The 17,610-nt window shown below is 35.3% G+C and carries 18 protein-coding genes; 16 read left to right on the top strand and 2 right to left on the bottom strand.

Features of this window, described 5'->3' with window-relative positions; translation table 11 throughout:
• Positions 1-30 precede the first annotated feature (30 nt).
• The 5 genes from ygiD (at position 31) to MYP_RS15105 (ending at position 5,820) form a co-directional block, all read left to right on the top strand.
• A complete protein-coding gene (gene ygiD, locus MYP_RS15125) occupies positions 31-906 on the top strand; it encodes a 4,5-DOPA dioxygenase extradiol (protein ID WP_197060094.1) in 876 nt (291 codons plus the stop codon).
• A 19-nt stretch (positions 907-925) separates the two neighbouring features.
• Complete coding sequence (locus tag MYP_RS15120) at positions 926-1,438, top strand: YceI family protein (protein WP_045464963.1); 513 nt, start codon at positions 926-928, stop codon at positions 1,436-1,438.
• Between the two features lie 161 nt (positions 1,439-1,599).
• Positions 1,600-3,804 (top strand): bifunctional alpha,alpha-trehalose-phosphate synthase (UDP-forming)/trehalose-phosphatase, encoded by a 2,205-nt coding sequence (locus MYP_RS15115; RefSeq protein ID WP_045464962.1) that lies wholly within the window; start codon positions 1,600-1,602, stop codon positions 3,802-3,804.
• A complete protein-coding gene (locus MYP_RS15110) occupies positions 3,804-4,475 on the top strand; it encodes a response regulator transcription factor (RefSeq protein ID WP_045464961.1) in 672 nt (223 codons plus the stop codon). Before MYP_RS15115 ends, MYP_RS15110 begins: the two co-directional genes overlap by 1 nt.
• Before the next feature lies 1 nt (position 4,476).
• On the top strand, positions 4,477-5,820 hold the full coding sequence (locus MYP_RS15105; protein WP_045464959.1) for a sensor histidine kinase: 1,344 nt from the start codon (positions 4,477-4,479) through the stop codon (positions 5,818-5,820).
• Here MYP_RS15105 and MYP_RS15100 read toward each other — a convergent pair.
• Positions 5,817-6,260, bottom strand: a complete 444-nt coding sequence (locus MYP_RS15100) for a response regulator (protein WP_045464957.1) — start codon at positions 6,258-6,260, stop codon at positions 5,817-5,819. The genes MYP_RS15105 and MYP_RS15100 overlap by 4 nt on opposite strands.
• Positions 6,261-7,612: 1,352 nt before the next feature.
• Here MYP_RS15100 and MYP_RS15095 point away from each other — a divergent pair.
• The 10 genes from MYP_RS15095 (at position 7,613) to MYP_RS15050 (ending at position 16,211) form a co-directional block, all read left to right on the top strand.
• The gene (locus tag MYP_RS15095; RefSeq protein ID WP_045464955.1) at positions 7,613-8,533 is read left to right on the top strand and encodes a family 2A encapsulin nanocompartment shell protein; all 921 of its coding nucleotides are present in this window, start codon (positions 7,613-7,615) and stop codon (positions 8,531-8,533) included.
• Positions 8,517-10,454, top strand: coding sequence for a family 2A encapsulin nanocompartment cargo protein cysteine desulfurase (locus MYP_RS26780; RefSeq protein ID WP_045464953.1), 1,938 nt, complete (start codon positions 8,517-8,519; stop codon positions 10,452-10,454). Before MYP_RS15095 ends, MYP_RS26780 begins: the two co-directional genes overlap by 17 nt.
• A 109-nt stretch (positions 10,455-10,563) precedes the next feature.
• A complete protein-coding gene (locus MYP_RS15085; RefSeq protein ID WP_045464951.1) occupies positions 10,564-11,382 on the top strand; it encodes a serine O-acetyltransferase in 819 nt (272 codons plus the stop codon).
• A gap of 99 nt (positions 11,383-11,481) precedes the next feature.
• Positions 11,482-11,997: a DUF2911 domain-containing protein gene (locus MYP_RS15080; RefSeq protein WP_045465508.1), complete on the top strand. Its 516-nt coding sequence runs from the start codon at positions 11,482-11,484 to the stop codon at positions 11,995-11,997.
• 608 nt (positions 11,998-12,605) lie between these two features.
• The gene (locus MYP_RS15075; RefSeq protein WP_045464949.1) at positions 12,606-13,040 is read left to right on the top strand and encodes a VOC family protein; all 435 of its coding nucleotides are present in this window, start codon (positions 12,606-12,608) and stop codon (positions 13,038-13,040) included.
• Positions 13,041-13,086: 46 nt separating this feature from the next.
• Positions 13,087-13,467, top strand: a complete 381-nt coding sequence (locus MYP_RS15070; RefSeq protein WP_045464947.1) for a DoxX family membrane protein — start codon at positions 13,087-13,089, stop codon at positions 13,465-13,467.
• 72 nt (positions 13,468-13,539) lie between these two features.
• The gene (locus MYP_RS15065; protein WP_045464944.1) at positions 13,540-13,755 is read left to right on the top strand and encodes a hypothetical protein; all 216 of its coding nucleotides are present in this window, start codon (positions 13,540-13,542) and stop codon (positions 13,753-13,755) included.
• Between the two features lie 44 nt (positions 13,756-13,799).
• Entirely contained in the window at positions 13,800-14,225 is a 426-nt protein-coding gene (locus tag MYP_RS15060) for an SRPBCC family protein (RefSeq protein WP_045464942.1), read from the top strand.
• A gap of 11 nt (positions 14,226-14,236) precedes the next feature.
• On the top strand, positions 14,237-14,791 hold the full coding sequence (locus tag MYP_RS15055; protein ID WP_045465505.1) for a dihydrofolate reductase family protein: 555 nt from the start codon (positions 14,237-14,239) through the stop codon (positions 14,789-14,791).
• 31 nt (positions 14,792-14,822) lie between these two features.
• Positions 14,823-16,211 (top strand): MATE family efflux transporter, encoded by a 1,389-nt coding sequence (locus MYP_RS15050; RefSeq protein ID WP_045464940.1) that lies wholly within the window; start codon positions 14,823-14,825, stop codon positions 16,209-16,211.
• 135 nt (positions 16,212-16,346) lie between these two features.
• On the opposite strand, the gene MYP_RS15045 is transcribed toward MYP_RS15050, so the two are convergent.
• Positions 16,347-16,784: a hypothetical protein gene (locus MYP_RS15045; RefSeq protein WP_045464938.1), complete on the bottom strand. Its 438-nt coding sequence runs from the start codon at positions 16,782-16,784 to the stop codon at positions 16,347-16,349.
• Positions 16,785-16,982: 198 nt separating this feature from the next.
• On the opposite strand from MYP_RS15045, the gene MYP_RS15040 reads away from it, so the two are divergent.
• Entirely contained in the window at positions 16,983-17,519 is a 537-nt protein-coding gene (locus MYP_RS15040; protein ID WP_045464936.1) for a MepB family protein, read from the top strand.
• Positions 17,520-17,610: the final 91 nt, after the last annotated feature.

The following is a 17,610-nucleotide window of genomic DNA, read 5'->3' as shown; positions in this document are numbered from 1 at the left end:
CTTTTTTTTCCTACCATAATTTCAAATATTATGAACAGGACAGATTTCTTAAAAATATTAGCATTAATGCCATTCGCTGGAGGAGCTGTGAATCTTAAAGAACTCAATAAATTCACTTCGGAATTTGAATCCACGGAAACCATGCCTGTTTTATTTCTGGGTCATGGAAGTCCCATGAACGCATTGCAACAGAATGAATTTTCTAAGGGATGGCAAGAGACTGGAAAAAGTCTACCAACTCCCAAAGCTATTCTTTGTATATCTGCCCACTGGGAAACAAAGGGTACTTTTGTAACTGCAATGACAAAACCTAAAACCATTCATGATTTCGGTGGTTTTCCAAGAGAATTACATGAGTATCAATACCCGGCTCCGGGAAGTCCTGAACTGGCTAATGAAGTAAAAGGAATTGTAAGAAAAACTTCAGTTGAGTTAGATCACAACTGGGGATTGGATCACGGGAGCTGGAGTGTGATTACTCATTTGTACCCCGGAGCCAATATCCCAGTCATTCAAATGAGTATGGATTATACTAAAGATCCCTTATGGCATTATGAATTGGCAAAGGAGCTTTCGGTTTTAAGGCAAAAAGGAATACTTATTATGGGAAGCGGTAACATAGTCCATAATTTACATCGGGCCGACTGGAATACCAAGGGAGGTTTTGACTGGGCAATTGAAGCAAATGAAAAGGTAAAAAAACTGATATTGGAAAACAATCACAAATCCCTCGTTAACTATCATCAGCTAGGGAAAGAAGTGCAGCTGGCTGTGCCAAGTCCTGAACATTATATGCCATTGCTTTATGCCTTAGGCTTAAAAAAGAATGAGGAAACCCCTGTTCTTTTTAATGATAAAACTGAGCTTGGGTCTATATCAATGACATCTGTTAAACTTTCAAAATAAAACTTTTAAAAAATATAATATGGCAAAATGGATTCTAGACCCAGCGCATAGCGAAATAGGGTTTAAGGTAAAACACCTTATGATCAACAATGTGAAAGGACACTTTAAGTCTTTCTCATCTGAAGTTGAAACTCAGAACGATGATTTTAAAGGTGCAAAAATTGAATTTTCTGCAGATCTTTCTTCTATCGATACTGGAAATGAACAAAGAGACGGTCACTTAAAATCGGCAGATTTCTTTAATGCAGAAAAACATCCTAAATTAATTTTCACAGGGAAAAAGTTTGATGGATCAACACTAGAGGGAGATCTATCAATTGCCGGAATTGTCAAACCTGTTAAACTTAATGTAGAGTTTGGTGGAGTAGCTAAAGATCCATGGGGAAATACAAAGGCAGGTTTTACGGTTACAGGCAAAATTAACAGAAAGGACTGGGGTATCAACTGGAATGCTACTCTTGAAACAGGGGGTTTTCTCGTAAGTGATGAGGTTTTTCTTACTGCTGAAGTACAATATCAGAAGCAAGTTTAATAATTCAATGCTTACAGTCCATTTCTTCATCTCTTATCGGAATGGACTGTTTTACTTTTAGTTCTGCACTTTTAATAATTCCCAAATCGATGTAATTCTAATTGTATTTTAATTCCCTGTAGAAACCTAAGAACTATTATTAGGGTTAATTCTTGCAGATTATGGAAAAAACAATTATTGTTTCAAATCGTCTTCCTGTAACCTTAAGCAGAAAAGACAACAAGGTAGTCTTTACACCTAGTCCCGGAGGACTAGCTACGGGACTTGCCGGTGCCAGCAAGGACATGAACTCAGTATGGATAGGCTGGGCAGGTTTCGCCCTTGATGGATTTCATGACAATATTGAAGAAATTAAATTAAACCTTGAGAAACAAAGACTTATCCCTATTTTTCTTAATGAGGAAGATGTAAACCAATTTTATGAGGGATTTAGCAATACTACACTATGGCCATTGTTTCATTCTTTTCCCACCTATACATCCTGCCATGAAGATCAATGGGAAGTCTATCAGAAAGTCAACGAAATATTTTGCGAAGAAGTCCTTAAACATGCGGGAGAAGACGATCTCATCTGGATCCATGATTATCACTTATTGTTATTACCAGGACTTATCAGAAAAAAATTACCCAAAGCTAAAATAGCCTATTTTCAGCATATCCCCTTCCCATCTTATGAAATCTTCAGAATACTCCCATGGAGAGAACAAATCCTTGAGGGGGTTACCGGAGCTGATCTTGTTGGCTTTCACACTCATGATGATGTAAAACATTTCCTCACTTCTATCCAAAGGATATTAGGAATGGAAAATAAAATGGGAACTGTAAGAGCTGAAGAACGAATTTTCAAGGTAGATGCTTTTCCATTAGGTATCGATTATTACAAATACAGAGAAATGTCTATGCTAAAATCAACTGAAAGGCAGGTTGGCTTGCATAGAAAACAGTTTCAGGATGTTAAGATTATACTTTCAATTGACAGACTCGATTATACCAAGGGAATTCCCGAACGACTTAAGGCATTTGATATTTTTCTTGAAAAAAATCCTGAGTTCAGAGAGAAAGTCTCACTGCTAATGATTGTTGTACCATCAAGAGAAAAGGTTCAGCTTTATAAGAATCTTAAAATGGAAATAGATGAGATGGTCGGCAATATTACTTCTAAATATCGTACTGTTAACTGGACTCCAGTCCTTTATTTTTACAGATCATATCCCCTGCAATCCCTTTCAGCATTTTATAAGTTAAGCGATGTCGCATTAATAACCCCCTTAAGGGATGGAATGAACCTCGTGTGTAAAGAATATGTAGCTAGCCGGAATGATGAAAGTGGTGTTTTGATTCTTAGTGAAATGGCAGGTGCAGCCAAAGAGCTTTCGGATGCATTGATAATCAATCCTTATAATGTAGAAGAATGTGCCAATGCGATAAAAACAGCATTATGCATGCCTCTTGATGAACAAAAAAGAAGAATGTCTGAAATGCAATACCTTCTGGCCAAGTATGATGTTTCAAAATGGACAACAATATTTCTTAAATCCATGGAAGAGATTGTCCAGAAACAAGAGGAACTTGCTATGAAGAGGCTTACACCAGAACTTAAACACAAGGTCATTTCAGATTTTAATTCTTCCAAAAAGAGAATATTGTTTCTTGATTATGATGGTACACTTGTTTCCTTTCAGAACAGGCCGGAACATGCCAAACCGGACAAAGATCTTTATGAAATTATGAGCAGGCTCTGTGCTACCCAAAATCTTAAAGTCGTAATTATCTCGGGAAGGAACAAAGCAACACTGAGCGAGTGGTTTGGTCATTTTGATATGGATATTATAGCTGAACATGGATTGTGGATGAGAAGAGATAATAATTGGAAAATGATGTTCCAGCTTAATGATGATTGGAAAAAAGAGTTATCTACGATCCTTAATTTATTTGTTGAAAAAACTCCAGGGTCTTTTGTAGAAGAAAAAGACCACTCACTAGTCTGGCATTACAGAAAAGCAGATGATGATCTTTCAAATGCCAGAAAAAAAGAACTTCTGGATTATCTTCAGTATCTTACTACCAATATGGGATTGTCTGTTCTTGAAGGTAATAAAGTAGTGGAAATAAAAAGTGCTTTGATCAATAAAGGCAGAGCAGTAAAAAAATACCTAAAGGCACCTTTTGACTTTATCCTGGCTGCCGGAGACGACTGGACAGATGAAGATATGTTCAAAGAAATGCCTGAACATGCTTATACTATAAAAATTGGTTCATCTTTATCAGCAGCCAAATATACACTTCCACAATATATTCAGGGAGTCAATTCAGGTATAAGGACTATCCTGTCTGATATTGCAGAAAAAACACAAAAATTGTTTTAATGAAAATTCTTATTATCGAAGACGAGAAAAAGGTAGGTTCATTACTTAAAAGAGGACTGGAAGACAGTAATTATACTGCAGATCTTGCATTAACAGGTGAAGAAGGAGTTGATTTAGCTTTTTCTTATGAATATCAGTTAATAATATTGGATATAAATCTACCTGATATAAATGGCATTGAAGTCTGTACTAAAATAAGAGCACAAAAATCCACACCTATCCTCATGCTTACAGCTCTTGGTACCATTGATGATAAGGTTAACGGACTAGATTCCGGTGCAGATGATTATCTCCTAAAACCTTTTCAATTCAGAGAACTGCTTGCAAGAGTCAGGGCCTTAACAAGAAGGCCGCCACTTCCTAATGACAGGATATTCAGAATAGCTAATCTCGAACTTGACCTTGATACCAAATCTGTAATCAGAGGTGGCAAAAGAATTGACCTTACTGCCAAAGAATACGGATTGCTGGAATTTATGATAAAGAACAAAGGTAAAGTATTGTCCAGAGCAGATATTGCAGAAAACGTATGGGATCTCAACTTTGACACTGGCACCAATATTATAGACGTTTATATTAATTATCTTCGCAAAAAAGTAGACAGAGATTATTCTCCCAAGTTAATTCACACCCTTATCGGGTTGGGATATATACTTAAAGAAGAAGATTAAAATGAAAATAAGAAACAAACTTACTTTACAGTTTACAGGGATTGTCTTTTGTATTCTTATTTTATTCAGTATCTGTATATATTACGCGTTCTGCCAATACAGAGAATTCACTTTCAGAAAGCGACTAAGAGAAAAAGCTTTAAATACCGCTAAAATTCTAATTGAAGTAGATGAAATAAATGCTGAGTTATTAAAAAAACTCAGACGAAATTACCTTCAGTCGCTTCATGAAGAGTATGTGAGGATCTATGATAAAAATAACAACCTGGTATATAGAGATGATACAATAAGGTTTAAAATTCCTGACGAAAAACTTCAAAAGATCAGAGATGAAAAAAAATATTCCTTCAGGATAGAAGACAGGCAGTTTGTAGGTCTTGACTATAAAAGCACTTATGTCATAACTGCCTCAGCTATTGACATGGAAGGCCACAAAGCTACTAACTTTCTCGCTATTGCTTTAGCAGCAGGAAACTTGTTTGGACTAATAATTATTTTTTTTACAGGACGATTTTTTTCATCAAGGGCCTTATCTCCTATTTCAGACATTATTCATGAAGTCGATAATATTAAGGAAGGACATGCAGGCCTCAGATTAACGGAGCGAAAAGGACGAGATGAAATTGCCCAACTTGCCAATTCCTTTAATCAGATGTTTGACAGAATTGAAGATACATTTGAACAGCAAAATAAATTCATAGCTCATGCCTCTCACGAACTGAGAACCCCTCTGACATCTATTACAGGAGAAATTGAAGTTGCTTTGCTTAAAGATCGCTCTACTGAAGAATATAAAGAAACGTTGCAATCATTACTGGAAGAATCTCTCAGTCTCACAGAATTATCAAATAAGCTTTTGGAGTTAATTCAGGCTGATAAACAAATTATGATTTCTGAAAAAGTCAATTTAAGATACTTATTGGATAGACTTGAAGAGGAAGTATTAAAAAGAAAATTTTCCAGATCACTCTTAATAGAAAATCATATAAGTAAAGATCTGAGTGACATTGAAATTACAGGAAATGAAGATCTTATAAGAGTAGCTATGATAAATGTTATCGATAATGGATTTAAATATTCTGACAAAGACGTAAATCTAAAAATTTTTTCTAAAGAACCTGCCCATATAAGCTTTAGTATAAGCGATGAAGGATCTGGAATAGATAAAGATGAACTCACAAAAATTCTCAAACCATTTTACAGAAGTCGCAGAACCCTTTCAGCAAGTGGCTTTGGAATAGGGTTATCTCTTACAGATAAAATTATTAAACTCCATGGTGGAACTTTAATAATTAAATCTGTCATAAGCAAAGGCACTTCGGTAACGATTACATTACCCGTTTAATCTTGTAATCTGGAAATATCTTTTCCAAGCATTTTATTGATCTGAAAATGCATGAAATTGTCCATAGATGAGTTTCTTTTGGTGTTCTCATTAAAATTTAAAGGCTTGATAATATATCCATCAATATTAAAATACTCCGCCTCAATTCTGTCTTTGTCATCATTTGAAGTAGTCATAATAAATATTCTGACTAAGTCATACTTACTGTTTTTCCTCATTCTTTTTAAAAACTCAAAACCATTCATTTTAGGCATGGACAAATCCAATACAATGATATCCGGAATTGAAATTTTATTTTTTCCTTCAAGCAATTCAAAAGCTTCAATTCCATTATAGGCAGTATAGAATACTATAGGGATATTAAACTTTAATAATGCCCTTTCAAAACAGATTACGTCTAATTCATCGTCCTCTATATAAAGAATTGATTTTGCAGCCATTTACTATATAATTAATTGCTTGTAAAGATGCCTTTATTGAGTTTCATCCACTTGTGATTTATATCATTAGGAAAAACCAATAAGCAAAAAGGATACTTTTATCTAGAATTATAACTTCGAAAAATAAACAGTTGATGTGTGTATAAAATTAGAATTTGATTAAAATTTCTTAATAAGACGGCCATCTCCTGGTTTTGTGCATAATTTTTCATTTTAAGAAGACAGCCTGTTCATTTTAAAGGTTCATTCATAAGCATTATAAAAGGAAGAAAAATAAAATTTAGCTTTTAAATGAGGTTATATTTAAAATATAATCAGAGGAACAAAAAATTAGACAAGCTATATACTTTTTTCTATTAATTAAGGAGCGATGAAAGAGGTAGAATTTACAATCAATTAAAATAAAAAAAGACAAGCCCATATCAGACTGTCGACACGCTCATATTTCTATGTTGGAAAAAATGTTATGTGACTTTTTCAAGTGCAGATAAACGATTTTTTTATATATCCGTGAGCATTTAATGGTCAACAGCACGGGCTTGCCACTTCAAATGTATGAAATTTATAAGTACTGAAAAGGATTTTTATAAAAAAAAATCAACAAATTTTTAATCGTTATCCTTCTTCCCTTGAATGAACCTCTTTTTACAAAAAATCGTTTTTACACAATTTTTTATTCATGTCCAATTTGACAAATACCTGATAGTATTCTATTAATACTGAACTAAAGTTAAAACTCAAATTTATTAGTATTTGAATCGGAATTTCCAGGATAGCTGCATTTACTATTTCTTCAGAACATCTAATTAAATTTCAGACATACTATTATTACAATTGAGCTAAACGATAATTAAAAACTATCATTCTAATAAATCAATCAAAATTAAACTGTATAAAAGCAATTGCAATCCCCCTCATCTCCTTTCTTATTTAAAAAGAAATTTTAAACTAGACTATAATCTGTCCGTGTTCAACAATGAAAATAAAGTTTGAAATAATTGGGGTCTTCGATAAAATGAAAAAATTCAAAACTGTCCTACCCTCATTTAAAATTATAACTATTCTAAGAAACAAAAATCCTTCCTCTTAACTGAAGACATAAAACAAAAACCCAAACTATACTACAATTAATCTAAATAATAGATCAATATAGTAGGCTTTTCATACTGGTAGGATATCCAGATATATTTTGGATATTTCTGATAAACATCTACTTTTGAAATATCATCCGGCCAAATGATATAACATTATTACCCAATAAGTCTTCAATGGTCTAATTATAATCATTGTCTAGATTTTTATGGCTTATTGTGGATTCTGATCAATTTTGTTTGATTTAAAAATATACTTTCATGTCTGAGGAAAAAATTCCACAAACCGCATTAGGCGATGTGGCGGCCAGGCAGTTGGCTATTGCCACACGCACTGTGCCACAACTATCAACCATCACTCCACGCTGGTTAACTCACTTGCTGAACTGGATACCGGTAGAGTCTGGTATTTACAGAGTCAACAAAGTAAAAGATGCTAACAGCGTACAGGTCGACTGCTCAGCTAGAGATGAGCGGGAACTTCCTTCAACTTTTGTTGACTATATAGAAGATCCGAGAGAATATCTTTTAAGCGCTGTTAATACTGTATTAGACATACATACTCGTGTTTCTGATCTTTATAGCAGACCATACAATCAGATCAGTGAACAGCTAAGATTAGCAATTGAAACCATAAAAGAAAGACAGGAAAGCGAGCTGATCAACAATAAAGAGTATGGTCTTCTGAGCAGCATTGCTCCTTGCCAGAGAATAACGCCACGCAAAGGAGCACCAACTCCTGATGACCTGGATGAACTAATTACGAAAGTATGGAAAGAACCTGGATTCTTTCTGCTTCATCCATTAGCTATTGCAGCTTTTGGCCGGGAGTGTACAAGAAGAGGTGTTCCACCTCCTACAGTATCTCTTTTCGGATCGCAGTTTATAACCTGGAGAGGAATTCCACTTATCCCATCAAACAAGGTTCCGATTGAAAATGGTAAAACCAAAATACTACTGATCAGAACAGGAGAAAGTCGTCAGGGAGTGGTAGGTCTTTATCAGCCAAACCTTCCGGGAGAACAGACGCCTGGTCTTTCTGTAAGATTTATGGGAATAAATGATAAAGCCATAGCATCTTATCTGGTTTCTCTTTATTGCTCATTAGCTGTATTGGTAGATGATGCTATTGCAGTACTTGATGATGTAGAAATCGGAAACTATTATGAGTACAACTACTAATCCAAATCTATTTCCAGACGAACGCAGTTTAGAGAAACTTGCTAATAAATTCTTCTCCGCATTGCCGGGAGATTTCGCTAATGATTTTCTCCAATCGCTTCATGCTAAGGATCCTTTAACTCCTAAGGATAATCCTTTTGATTTGACTAATCCACAGACTAGTCTTCCGGATCCTCATTTTCCTGAAAAAACAGGAGTTCCGAAATCTGTAGCGGGAAGCGGAATATCTCCGACTGCAGTTGATAAAACTGCCCCGATAGATCTTCAGCAGTCATTTAATAATACTCCTGACCCATATTTATTAGGCAATGGTTTGAGTCCTAAATCAGTTGCGGGGAGCGGAATATCTCCTTCTTTATCAAGGCAAGAAACAGAAAGTCATACTAATCCTGTTCAGTCAAATAATTCAGCAGGTAAATCTTCTTATCCTTTTCAAATGAATAGGAATCCTGACCCTAAGGTTGCTCTAAACCTCTTACCATATGAACAGGAGCAACCTTTTGAATCAGAACTAAAAGAAGCTTTACAAGGATTGCAATTATCTCTTCCTAAACAACAGTTGCCAACGGAATTTTCCGGAATAAGCAATAACTCCTATTATTTTATTTCAATAAATGAGCCATTGCCTTTTGCTAAAAACTCAGAAAACTATACTCATCCGAATAAAGGTATTACAGGTCTGGTAAGCCCTCCTTTTGATATAAACCTTGTACGGCAAGACTTTCCGATTTTAAAGGAGAAGGTAAACGGAAAACCTCTGATATGGCTGGATAACGCAGCTACAACACAAAAGCCACAGTCTGTAATTGACAGAATAGCTTATTTCTATCAGCACGAGAACTCAAATATTCACAGAGCTGCTCATGAGCTTGCAGCTCGTGCTACAGATGCCTATGAAGCTGCCCGTCAAAAGGTACAATCCTTTCTCAACGCCTTTTCACCTGATGAAATTATCTTTGTAAGAGGAGCCACAGAAGCTATTAATCTTGTTGCCAAAAGCTGGGGTGAGCAGAATTTAAATTCCGGTGATGAAATTATAGTAAGTCACCTGGAGCATCACGCCAACATAGTACCATGGCAACAGCTAGCAGAGAGAAAAGGACTTAAACTCAAAGTAATTCCTGTAGACGAAGACGGACAGGTAATCTTGAGTGAATACGCCAAATTACTTGGACCTAAAACAAAATTGGTTTCATTTACTCAGGTGTCCAATGCGCTTGGTACTGTTACACCAGCTAAGCAGATTGTAGAAATGGCACATCTGGCAGGTGCTAAAGTATTAGTAGATGGCGCACAGTCTGTTTCTCACATGAAAGTTGATGTGCAGGCCCTAAACTGCGACTGGTTCGTTTTTTCTGGCCATAAAGTATATGGCCCTACGGGAATAGGTGTAGTTTATGGTAAACAAGCCTTACTAAATGATACACAGCCTTGGCAAGGCGGAGGAAACATGATCATGGATGTAACTTTTGAACATACCACTTATCATAATGCACCCGCAAGATTTGAAGCAGGAACAGGTAACATTGCTGATGCAGTAGGATTGGGAGCGGCTATTGACTATGTAAATAGGATTGGAATGGATCTTATTTATCAATATGAACATCACCTTCTAGTTTATGCTACCCGTCTACTGAAAGAAATTCCAGGATTAAGACTTATTGGAACTGCACAGGATAAAGCAAGTGTACTTTCTTTTGTTTTAGAAGGATACCGTACTGAAGAGGTAGGTAAAGCATTAAACCAGGAAGGAATAGCCGTAAGATCAGGACACCATTGTGCTCAACCTATCCTTAGAAGATTTGGAGTTGAAGCAACAGTAAGACCCTCTCTGGCTTTCTATAACACCTGCGGAGAAATTGATATTTTGGTTGCAACACTACATAAACTCCGTAGTGCCAAACCACTATCCTTTAGATAAAGACGGAATAAATAACAAAATCTGCGCACTTTTCTATGGAAAAGCTGTGCAGTTTTTTTTTCCTACACCTTCAAGGTTATTCTTTTTTTTTAGCAGAAATTAGAAAGTGATGAAAAATACTAAAGTACATTCATTTCTTGAACTCCTGAATAAAACCCATAAAGCAGAATGGGAAGCCTCACCTTCAATCCAGGGCGCTTCAGCCTGGCTTTCAGATTTAATAGAATTTCTATTTCCTAACAACAGACTTAACAGGTATTCTACCTATGAGGGTATTCTTAAGAAAAATCAAATTGACTTGGAAAATATGCTGCTCAGCTATCTTGACCCAAAGGATTATGATATAGAGCATTCAGTTACCACTTTCTATGATGATCTGGAAACGATTTACAATAACCTCCGTAGGGATGCAATTAAAATTTTTGAAAGTGATCCTGCTGCTACCAGTGTAAATGAGGTGGTTGTTACTTATCCAGGATTTTATGCCATTGCGGTATACAGAATAGCCAATAAACTATCTTTATTGGGAATACCGGTTTTACCAAGAGTTCTTACAGAACTGGCTCATGGGAAAACAGGTATAGATATCCATCCGAATGCAACCATTGGAGTGCCTTTTTTTATAGATCATGGGACTGGAATTGTTATAGGTTCAACAGCTGTTATTGGTAATAACGTAAGCATATATCAGGGCGTAACCCTCGGAGCCCTTCAGGTAAGCAAACAGTTATCAAATATAAAACGACATCCAACTGTTGAAGACAATGTAATTATCTATGCGCGAACAACCATTCTCGGAGGCAATACTGTTATTGGACGTGACAGTATTATAGGTGGAAGCGTATTTTTAACAAGAAGTGTAAAAGCATATTCTAATGTATTTAATACTCATCAGCTTCGAATAGATTCAAAGGAACAGTTGGTTTAGTGAGTATGTTAAAAAAATCCCTAAAACATTTCTTGAATTATATTGTTTTAAATTGCTTCTTTAAAAGAATAAAAATTTAAACAACTTGTAAGAATGAAAATGAATCAGTTATTAAAAGTTTTATCCTTTATTTACTTCGGAATATTATTTTCCAGCAACGTATTTGCTCAAAAGCCCGAAAACCGTGTAAGCCCTCTTGACAGCGTGAGCGGAAAAATTGGTAAAGCTAATGTTTCCATTAAATATAGCAGTCCTTCCGTTAAAGGCAGAAAGGTTTGGGGAAGTCTTGTTCCATATGATCAGGTATGGAGAGCCGGTGCCAATGAAGCTACTGTTTTTAATACAGATCAGAATCTTACCATAGATGGAAAAACTCTTCCTGCGGGAAGTTACTCTTTTTTTGTTATTCCTTCAGAAAAAGGCGACTGGACAGTAATCTTCAATAAAATAAGCAATCAATGGGGAGCTTATAAATATGATGAAAAGCAGGATGCACTTAGGTCAAAAGTAAAAGTTCGTAAAACAAGCCCTAACGAACGACTTACATATAAAATAACTCCAACAGGCTTTTCTTTACTCTGGGAGAATATAGAAATTCCGGTTATCATTAAATAATTTAAATAAAAACTGTACCTAAAAAGGTAAAGGTTGTTTCCATGAGACTACCTTTACCTTTACTTTTTTTAATTATTTTATCAATATCATGGCAAACTAATTGCCTCTCAAATTTTAGTTTAATTATTTTTAGTATTATGTCCCGTAACAATTCTCTACATATTCAATTCAAATTTCTTTTAGCTACAATAAACCTGAACCTCATATTGAGATCCCAGTCATTGTAATTTTTATAATCCTACGAGCTGAAAAGACAAAAAGCCCGAAGAATATAAAGAGTATACCCATGCCAGATACATTAAAATAGTTAAATAGAATTTCTAACCACTAAAGATAACTCAATTATCCTTGCAGCCAATCTAAAAAAAAACAAAACATAAAACTGTAGGATACAACATTTTAACCATCACAGTAATTCTTTTTTATCATTTCTCCATGTCGTAAATAACCCTTTTATTGGCAAATTTGCACCCTGTTATTTTAAGCGAAGCAACATAAATTTGTATTAAGAAACTTATATTAATAAAATTAATTGAGTGTATGATATAAGTTTTATTTAAATAATTTAAGTTGCAAGCTCAACCTGATAATTATAAAAACCAATATATATGTCTGCTATACATTCTTATCTGACCTTTAATGGGACATGTGAAAATGCATTCAATTTTTATAAATCTGTCTTTGGAGGGGATTTCCCTGCTATAATGCGATTCAAGGATGTCCCTTCAGAACATCCCTTTCCTGAAAGCGCTAAAGAGCAGATTATGCATATGACCTTACCAATTGGGAAAAACAGCATCCTTATGGGAAGTGATAGTCCAGAAGTATTCGGAGGAGATCCTGTTGTACAAGGTAATAACTTCTCGGTTGCTATAGTTGCAGAAAGTGAAGAGGAAGCAAGACGATTATTCAATGGTTTATCTGAGGGAGGAAAAGTTACAATGCCCCTTGAAAAAGCATTCTGGGGTGCTTATTTCGGCATGTTTACAGACAAATTCGGAATACACTGGATGGTTAATTACGATTACGAAAACAATAAATAAAATAAAACAGAAATACATTTAACCAAACTTATACCAATTAACAATTATGAAAATAGCAACAATCACCGTACGTATTCTCCTTGGACTTTTAATGGCCGTTTCAGGGGCAGTAGTGTTATTTAACCTTGTAGAACAACCGGAAATTCCTGCCGGACCGCTTAAAACATTTACTGATGGCATGGCTGCTTCAGGATACCTTTTCCATCTAATAAAAATAGTTGAACTGGTATGCGGCTTGGCATTAATCACAGGGTTCTTTGTGCCATTGGCGACAGTAATACTATTCCCTGTATCAGTGAATATTCTTTTTTGCCACTTATTTATAGCTCCGGAAGGACTTCCTGTTGCAATTATAGTTGTATTGGCAAACCTGTTCCTTGCTTATGCATATAGAAAAAATTATGAACCGATTTTGGCTATGAAATAATCCGCAGGATAACTAGAATAATCTATTAATCTCTCAAGGATCATCAGAAAGCCAAATCAAATTGAAAAAGAGATGATAGAAGTATTTAAAACTAATATATGTGATCAGGTCATGGCAGATATTTTAGTCAGCCTGATCCACCAAAATTTTGACGGATATCAGGCAAATTTTGACCTTGATGATGAAGAAAATATCCTTCGGGTAAAAAGCGAAAGTGAGTTTAATATTGATTTACTTATAAACTTCCTCAGTAAACTTGGATGCAATGCGGAAGTTTTACCTGATTGAAATAGCATGAACAGCCAATGATTTAAGTAAATCAAAAAAAGCTTATGACTCACCCATTGGAAATAGAAAAAGTTATTAAAGCACCAATCCAGAAGGTTTGGAAAGCTTTAACAGAAAAGGATGAAATGAAGCACTGGTACTTTACCCTTCCTGACTTTAAGCCTGAACCTGGTTTTGAATTCAGGTTTAAAGGAGGAAAGGATCCTGCCCATCAATACACTCATGTATGCAAGGTTATAGAAGTATCTTCAGAAAAAAAACTGTCTTATAGCTGGACCTACGATGGCTACAATGGCTATACAGTTGTAACATTCCAATTCTCTGAAGAAGGAGAAAATACAAAGGTAAAACTGACTCATGAAGGGCTGGAAACTTTTCCGGAAGATGTTTCTGATTTCGCAAGGGAAAACTTTGAACATGGATGGAATTACATTATAGGAAAATCACTAAAAGAATATTTGGAAAAATAAATATTACAGCTATGAGAAAACTGATATTTCAAATGATGATTTCTGTCGATGGCTTATATGAAGGTCCTAATAAAGAAATAGACTGGCACAATGTGGATGAGGAATTCAATGAATATGCTATTGACCTTCTTAAAAGCCTTGACATATTGCTTTTCGGAAGAATTACTTATGAACTGATGGCAAGCTATTGGCCTACTCACGATGCAATTAAGAATGATCCTATAGTGGCAGAGAGAATGAACAATCTATCAAAAATTGTATTCTCAAAAAAGTTAAAAACTACAAACTGGCAAAATTCCAGAATCATAAATGAGAACATCAATGAAGTTGTGACGAACCTGAAAAAAGAACAGGGAAAGGACATGGCTATTTTCGGAAGTTCAGATCTTGCGCTTACATTTATTAAGCATAATCTGATAGATGAATACAGAATAATGGTAAATCCTCTTGTTTTAGGTAATGGCAAAAGATTATTTGAAGGAATCAGTAGCAAACTTAATCTAAATCTTAAATCAGCCAAAACTTTTAAATCCGGGAATGTCATGCTTTGCTATGAACCATTCTGATGGATTATAATTAATTGATAGAATTTTAATAATGATTACATTATATAACTCCCGCAAAGTATTTGCAATCATAAAGCAATCTTTAAACGGAGAACACCAGGACTTTACTTCCGGCAATATTTCCAAAGCTGTTGTTTTATTGGCTATACCAATGATACTTGAGCTCAGTCTGGAAAGCGTATTTGCAGTGGTAGATATGTTCTTTGTAAGTAAACTTGGTAAAAATGCGATAGCAACGGTCGGCCTAACAGAATCCTTTATTACCCTTATTTACTCATTGGCAATCGGTCTGAGTACCGCTGCAACTGCCATCGTCGCCAGAAGAATCGGCGAAAAGAACCCTCGTGCCGCTGCACATGCTGGCGCACAGTCAATACTGATTTCTACAATAATTACAATCCCTATTACTATAGCAGGCATTTTTTATGCAAGTGAAATACTGGCACTCATGGGAGCTGATAAAGATGTAGTTGCAGAAGGTGCCATATTCACCCAGATCATGCTGGGAGGAAGCCTTGCCATTATGTTACTATTCCTTATCAATGGAATATTCAGGGGAGCCGGTGATGCATCCATGGCCATGAAAAGTTTGTGGATTGCCAGTCTTACAAACATCGTCCTATGCCCTCTCCTGATACATTTCTGGGGATTAAAGGGGGCTGCTATTGCTACGGTGATAGGAAGAAGTAGTGGAGTACTGTATCAAGTATACCATCTTTTAAAGGGCAGTGGAATAATTAAGTTTTGCAAAGAACATTTTGATTTTGATAAGGAAATTATAAAATCATTAACCAATGTTGCATGGCCTGCCACATTCCAATTTCTTGTAGCAAGCGGAAGCTGGATTGTCATCACCAGGCTTGTGGCTGAATTAGATGGTACGGCTGCATCTGCAGGATATCAGATAGCTTTCCGTAATTTTGTGTTCTTTATATTACCTGCATGGGGACTAAGCAATGCTGCAGCTACCCTTGTCGGGCAAAATCTGGGAGCTAAGGAATTTGAAAGAGCAGAACAAAGCGTACTGATTGCAACAAAATATAACAGCATCTTCACAGGTTTGGTTATGATTCTGTTCTTATTCTTTTCCGAACCAATTGTTAGATTCTTTTCAACAGATGAACAAGTTATAAAATATGGGGTAGAATCTCTGCAGATAATTGGTGGCGGATATATTTTCTACGGAATAGGAATGGTTATGACATCAGCCCTGAACGGTGCAGGAGATACCAAAATGCCAACTGTTATTAACATTATTTGCTTCTGGGTATTTCAGATCCCCTTGGCTTATTTTCTCGCAAAAGGATTAGATATGAAATCCTATGGAGCAATCATTGCAGTTCCAGCAGCACAAGCCCTAATAGCCCTGCTTTCCTGGTATTACTTTAATAAAGGGAGATGGAAAGCGATAAAAGTTTGAGCAAATACAAATTAAAATTTTACAAAGCTCGGGAAATACTAACTCCTGAGCTTTTGTATTTTAAGAAAGGAAAATTTCAAGCAAACTATTTGCTTCAGGCCATTAACCTTTAACTCGTAAACATACTTCCCAATCTCAGACAGACAGTTGAGAAGGCTTAAGTACTTTCTTTGGCAATAAAGCAAAAATGATAGTAATAAGAGAAATGCCAACTTGAGCTATCAGGATTGAGTAATAGGAAAAATTATAAGAAACAATTTTTACATCCAGATGGAGATTCATAATTAACCATAGTAAAATTGCAGAGAGTATTCCTGCAACTCCCCAAATAAATAACAAAATCTTACCATATATTAAACCTGAAATGTCCTTAAAGATCAAATAAAGAATTACGGAAACTAAAGGGTAAAAAGCAGTTAAAGCAATAAGTGTTTCCTCTCTGTAATCTTCATTTATTATTAAGTAGATCAGTGAATTCCTTTGATTGATGCCATGATCAAAACTTACATATGGCAAAATGAAATTCACACAAACCAATAAAAATGCAAGGATAAATAATATTAATTTCTTCATGAATCTCTCTTTTCCAGTTAAATAATTCTTCTATTGAGGCTTTTTTCAAACTTCAAATTTAATGTAAAATTTCAAGATAAGTAAAGAAAAACTGTACAGTAATGAAATTGTAGAGTGATAATATTGTATCTTCTCTTTCAGAATTAATATTTTTTATACTTAATCAGTTACATTTACATCAGAAAGAAACATGCCCTGATGAATATTAACATTAAATCAAATCATATACCCGAAGATTTCTATATTGCCAAAGAACAAGTTTATGACCATTGTGATTTCGAATGCACCGCTCCTATGGCTGAACCTGAAAGTGCTGAATACGGTGCCAGCCATTTAAATATTAATAAAAAACAAATCATATTCAGAGTAGGAAAAACAACTCCGACAAAAAGCGGACAATTTGTTACTTTATGGAAAAGGATAGACAATGGGCCGATACAGCCATATGATTTTTCTGATGACTTTGATTTAATTGTTATCAGTAGTAGAAAAGACAATCACTTAGGGCAGTTTATATTTCCCAAATCAATCTTATTGGAGAAAGGAATAATATCCGGAAATAATAAAGATGGAAAAAGAGGAATCCGGGTATATCCCCCATGGGAAGCTGTAACAAGTAAGCAAGCAGAAAAGACACAAGCCTGGCAGTTGCAATATTTCCTTCGGATTGAAGGTAATGTCGATGTTGACTTAAAAAGAGCTATCATGTTATACCAGAACGAAACACATCTGTAATCGTAAAGTGGTTTGAAGAAAACAAATAATACTTCTGAAGGATGTCGTCAACAATGTTTTTTTATTCAGGAATTATAATAGCAGCTTTCCT

It is taken from the genome of Sporocytophaga myxococcoides (assembly GCF_000775915.1).
In the GTDB taxonomy this organism is placed as follows: domain Bacteria; phylum Bacteroidota; class Bacteroidia; order Cytophagales; family Cytophagaceae; genus Sporocytophaga; species Sporocytophaga myxococcoides_A.
The sequence above is the reverse complement of the archived record's forward strand: the minus strand, read 5'-3'. Positions and strand labels throughout refer to the sequence as shown.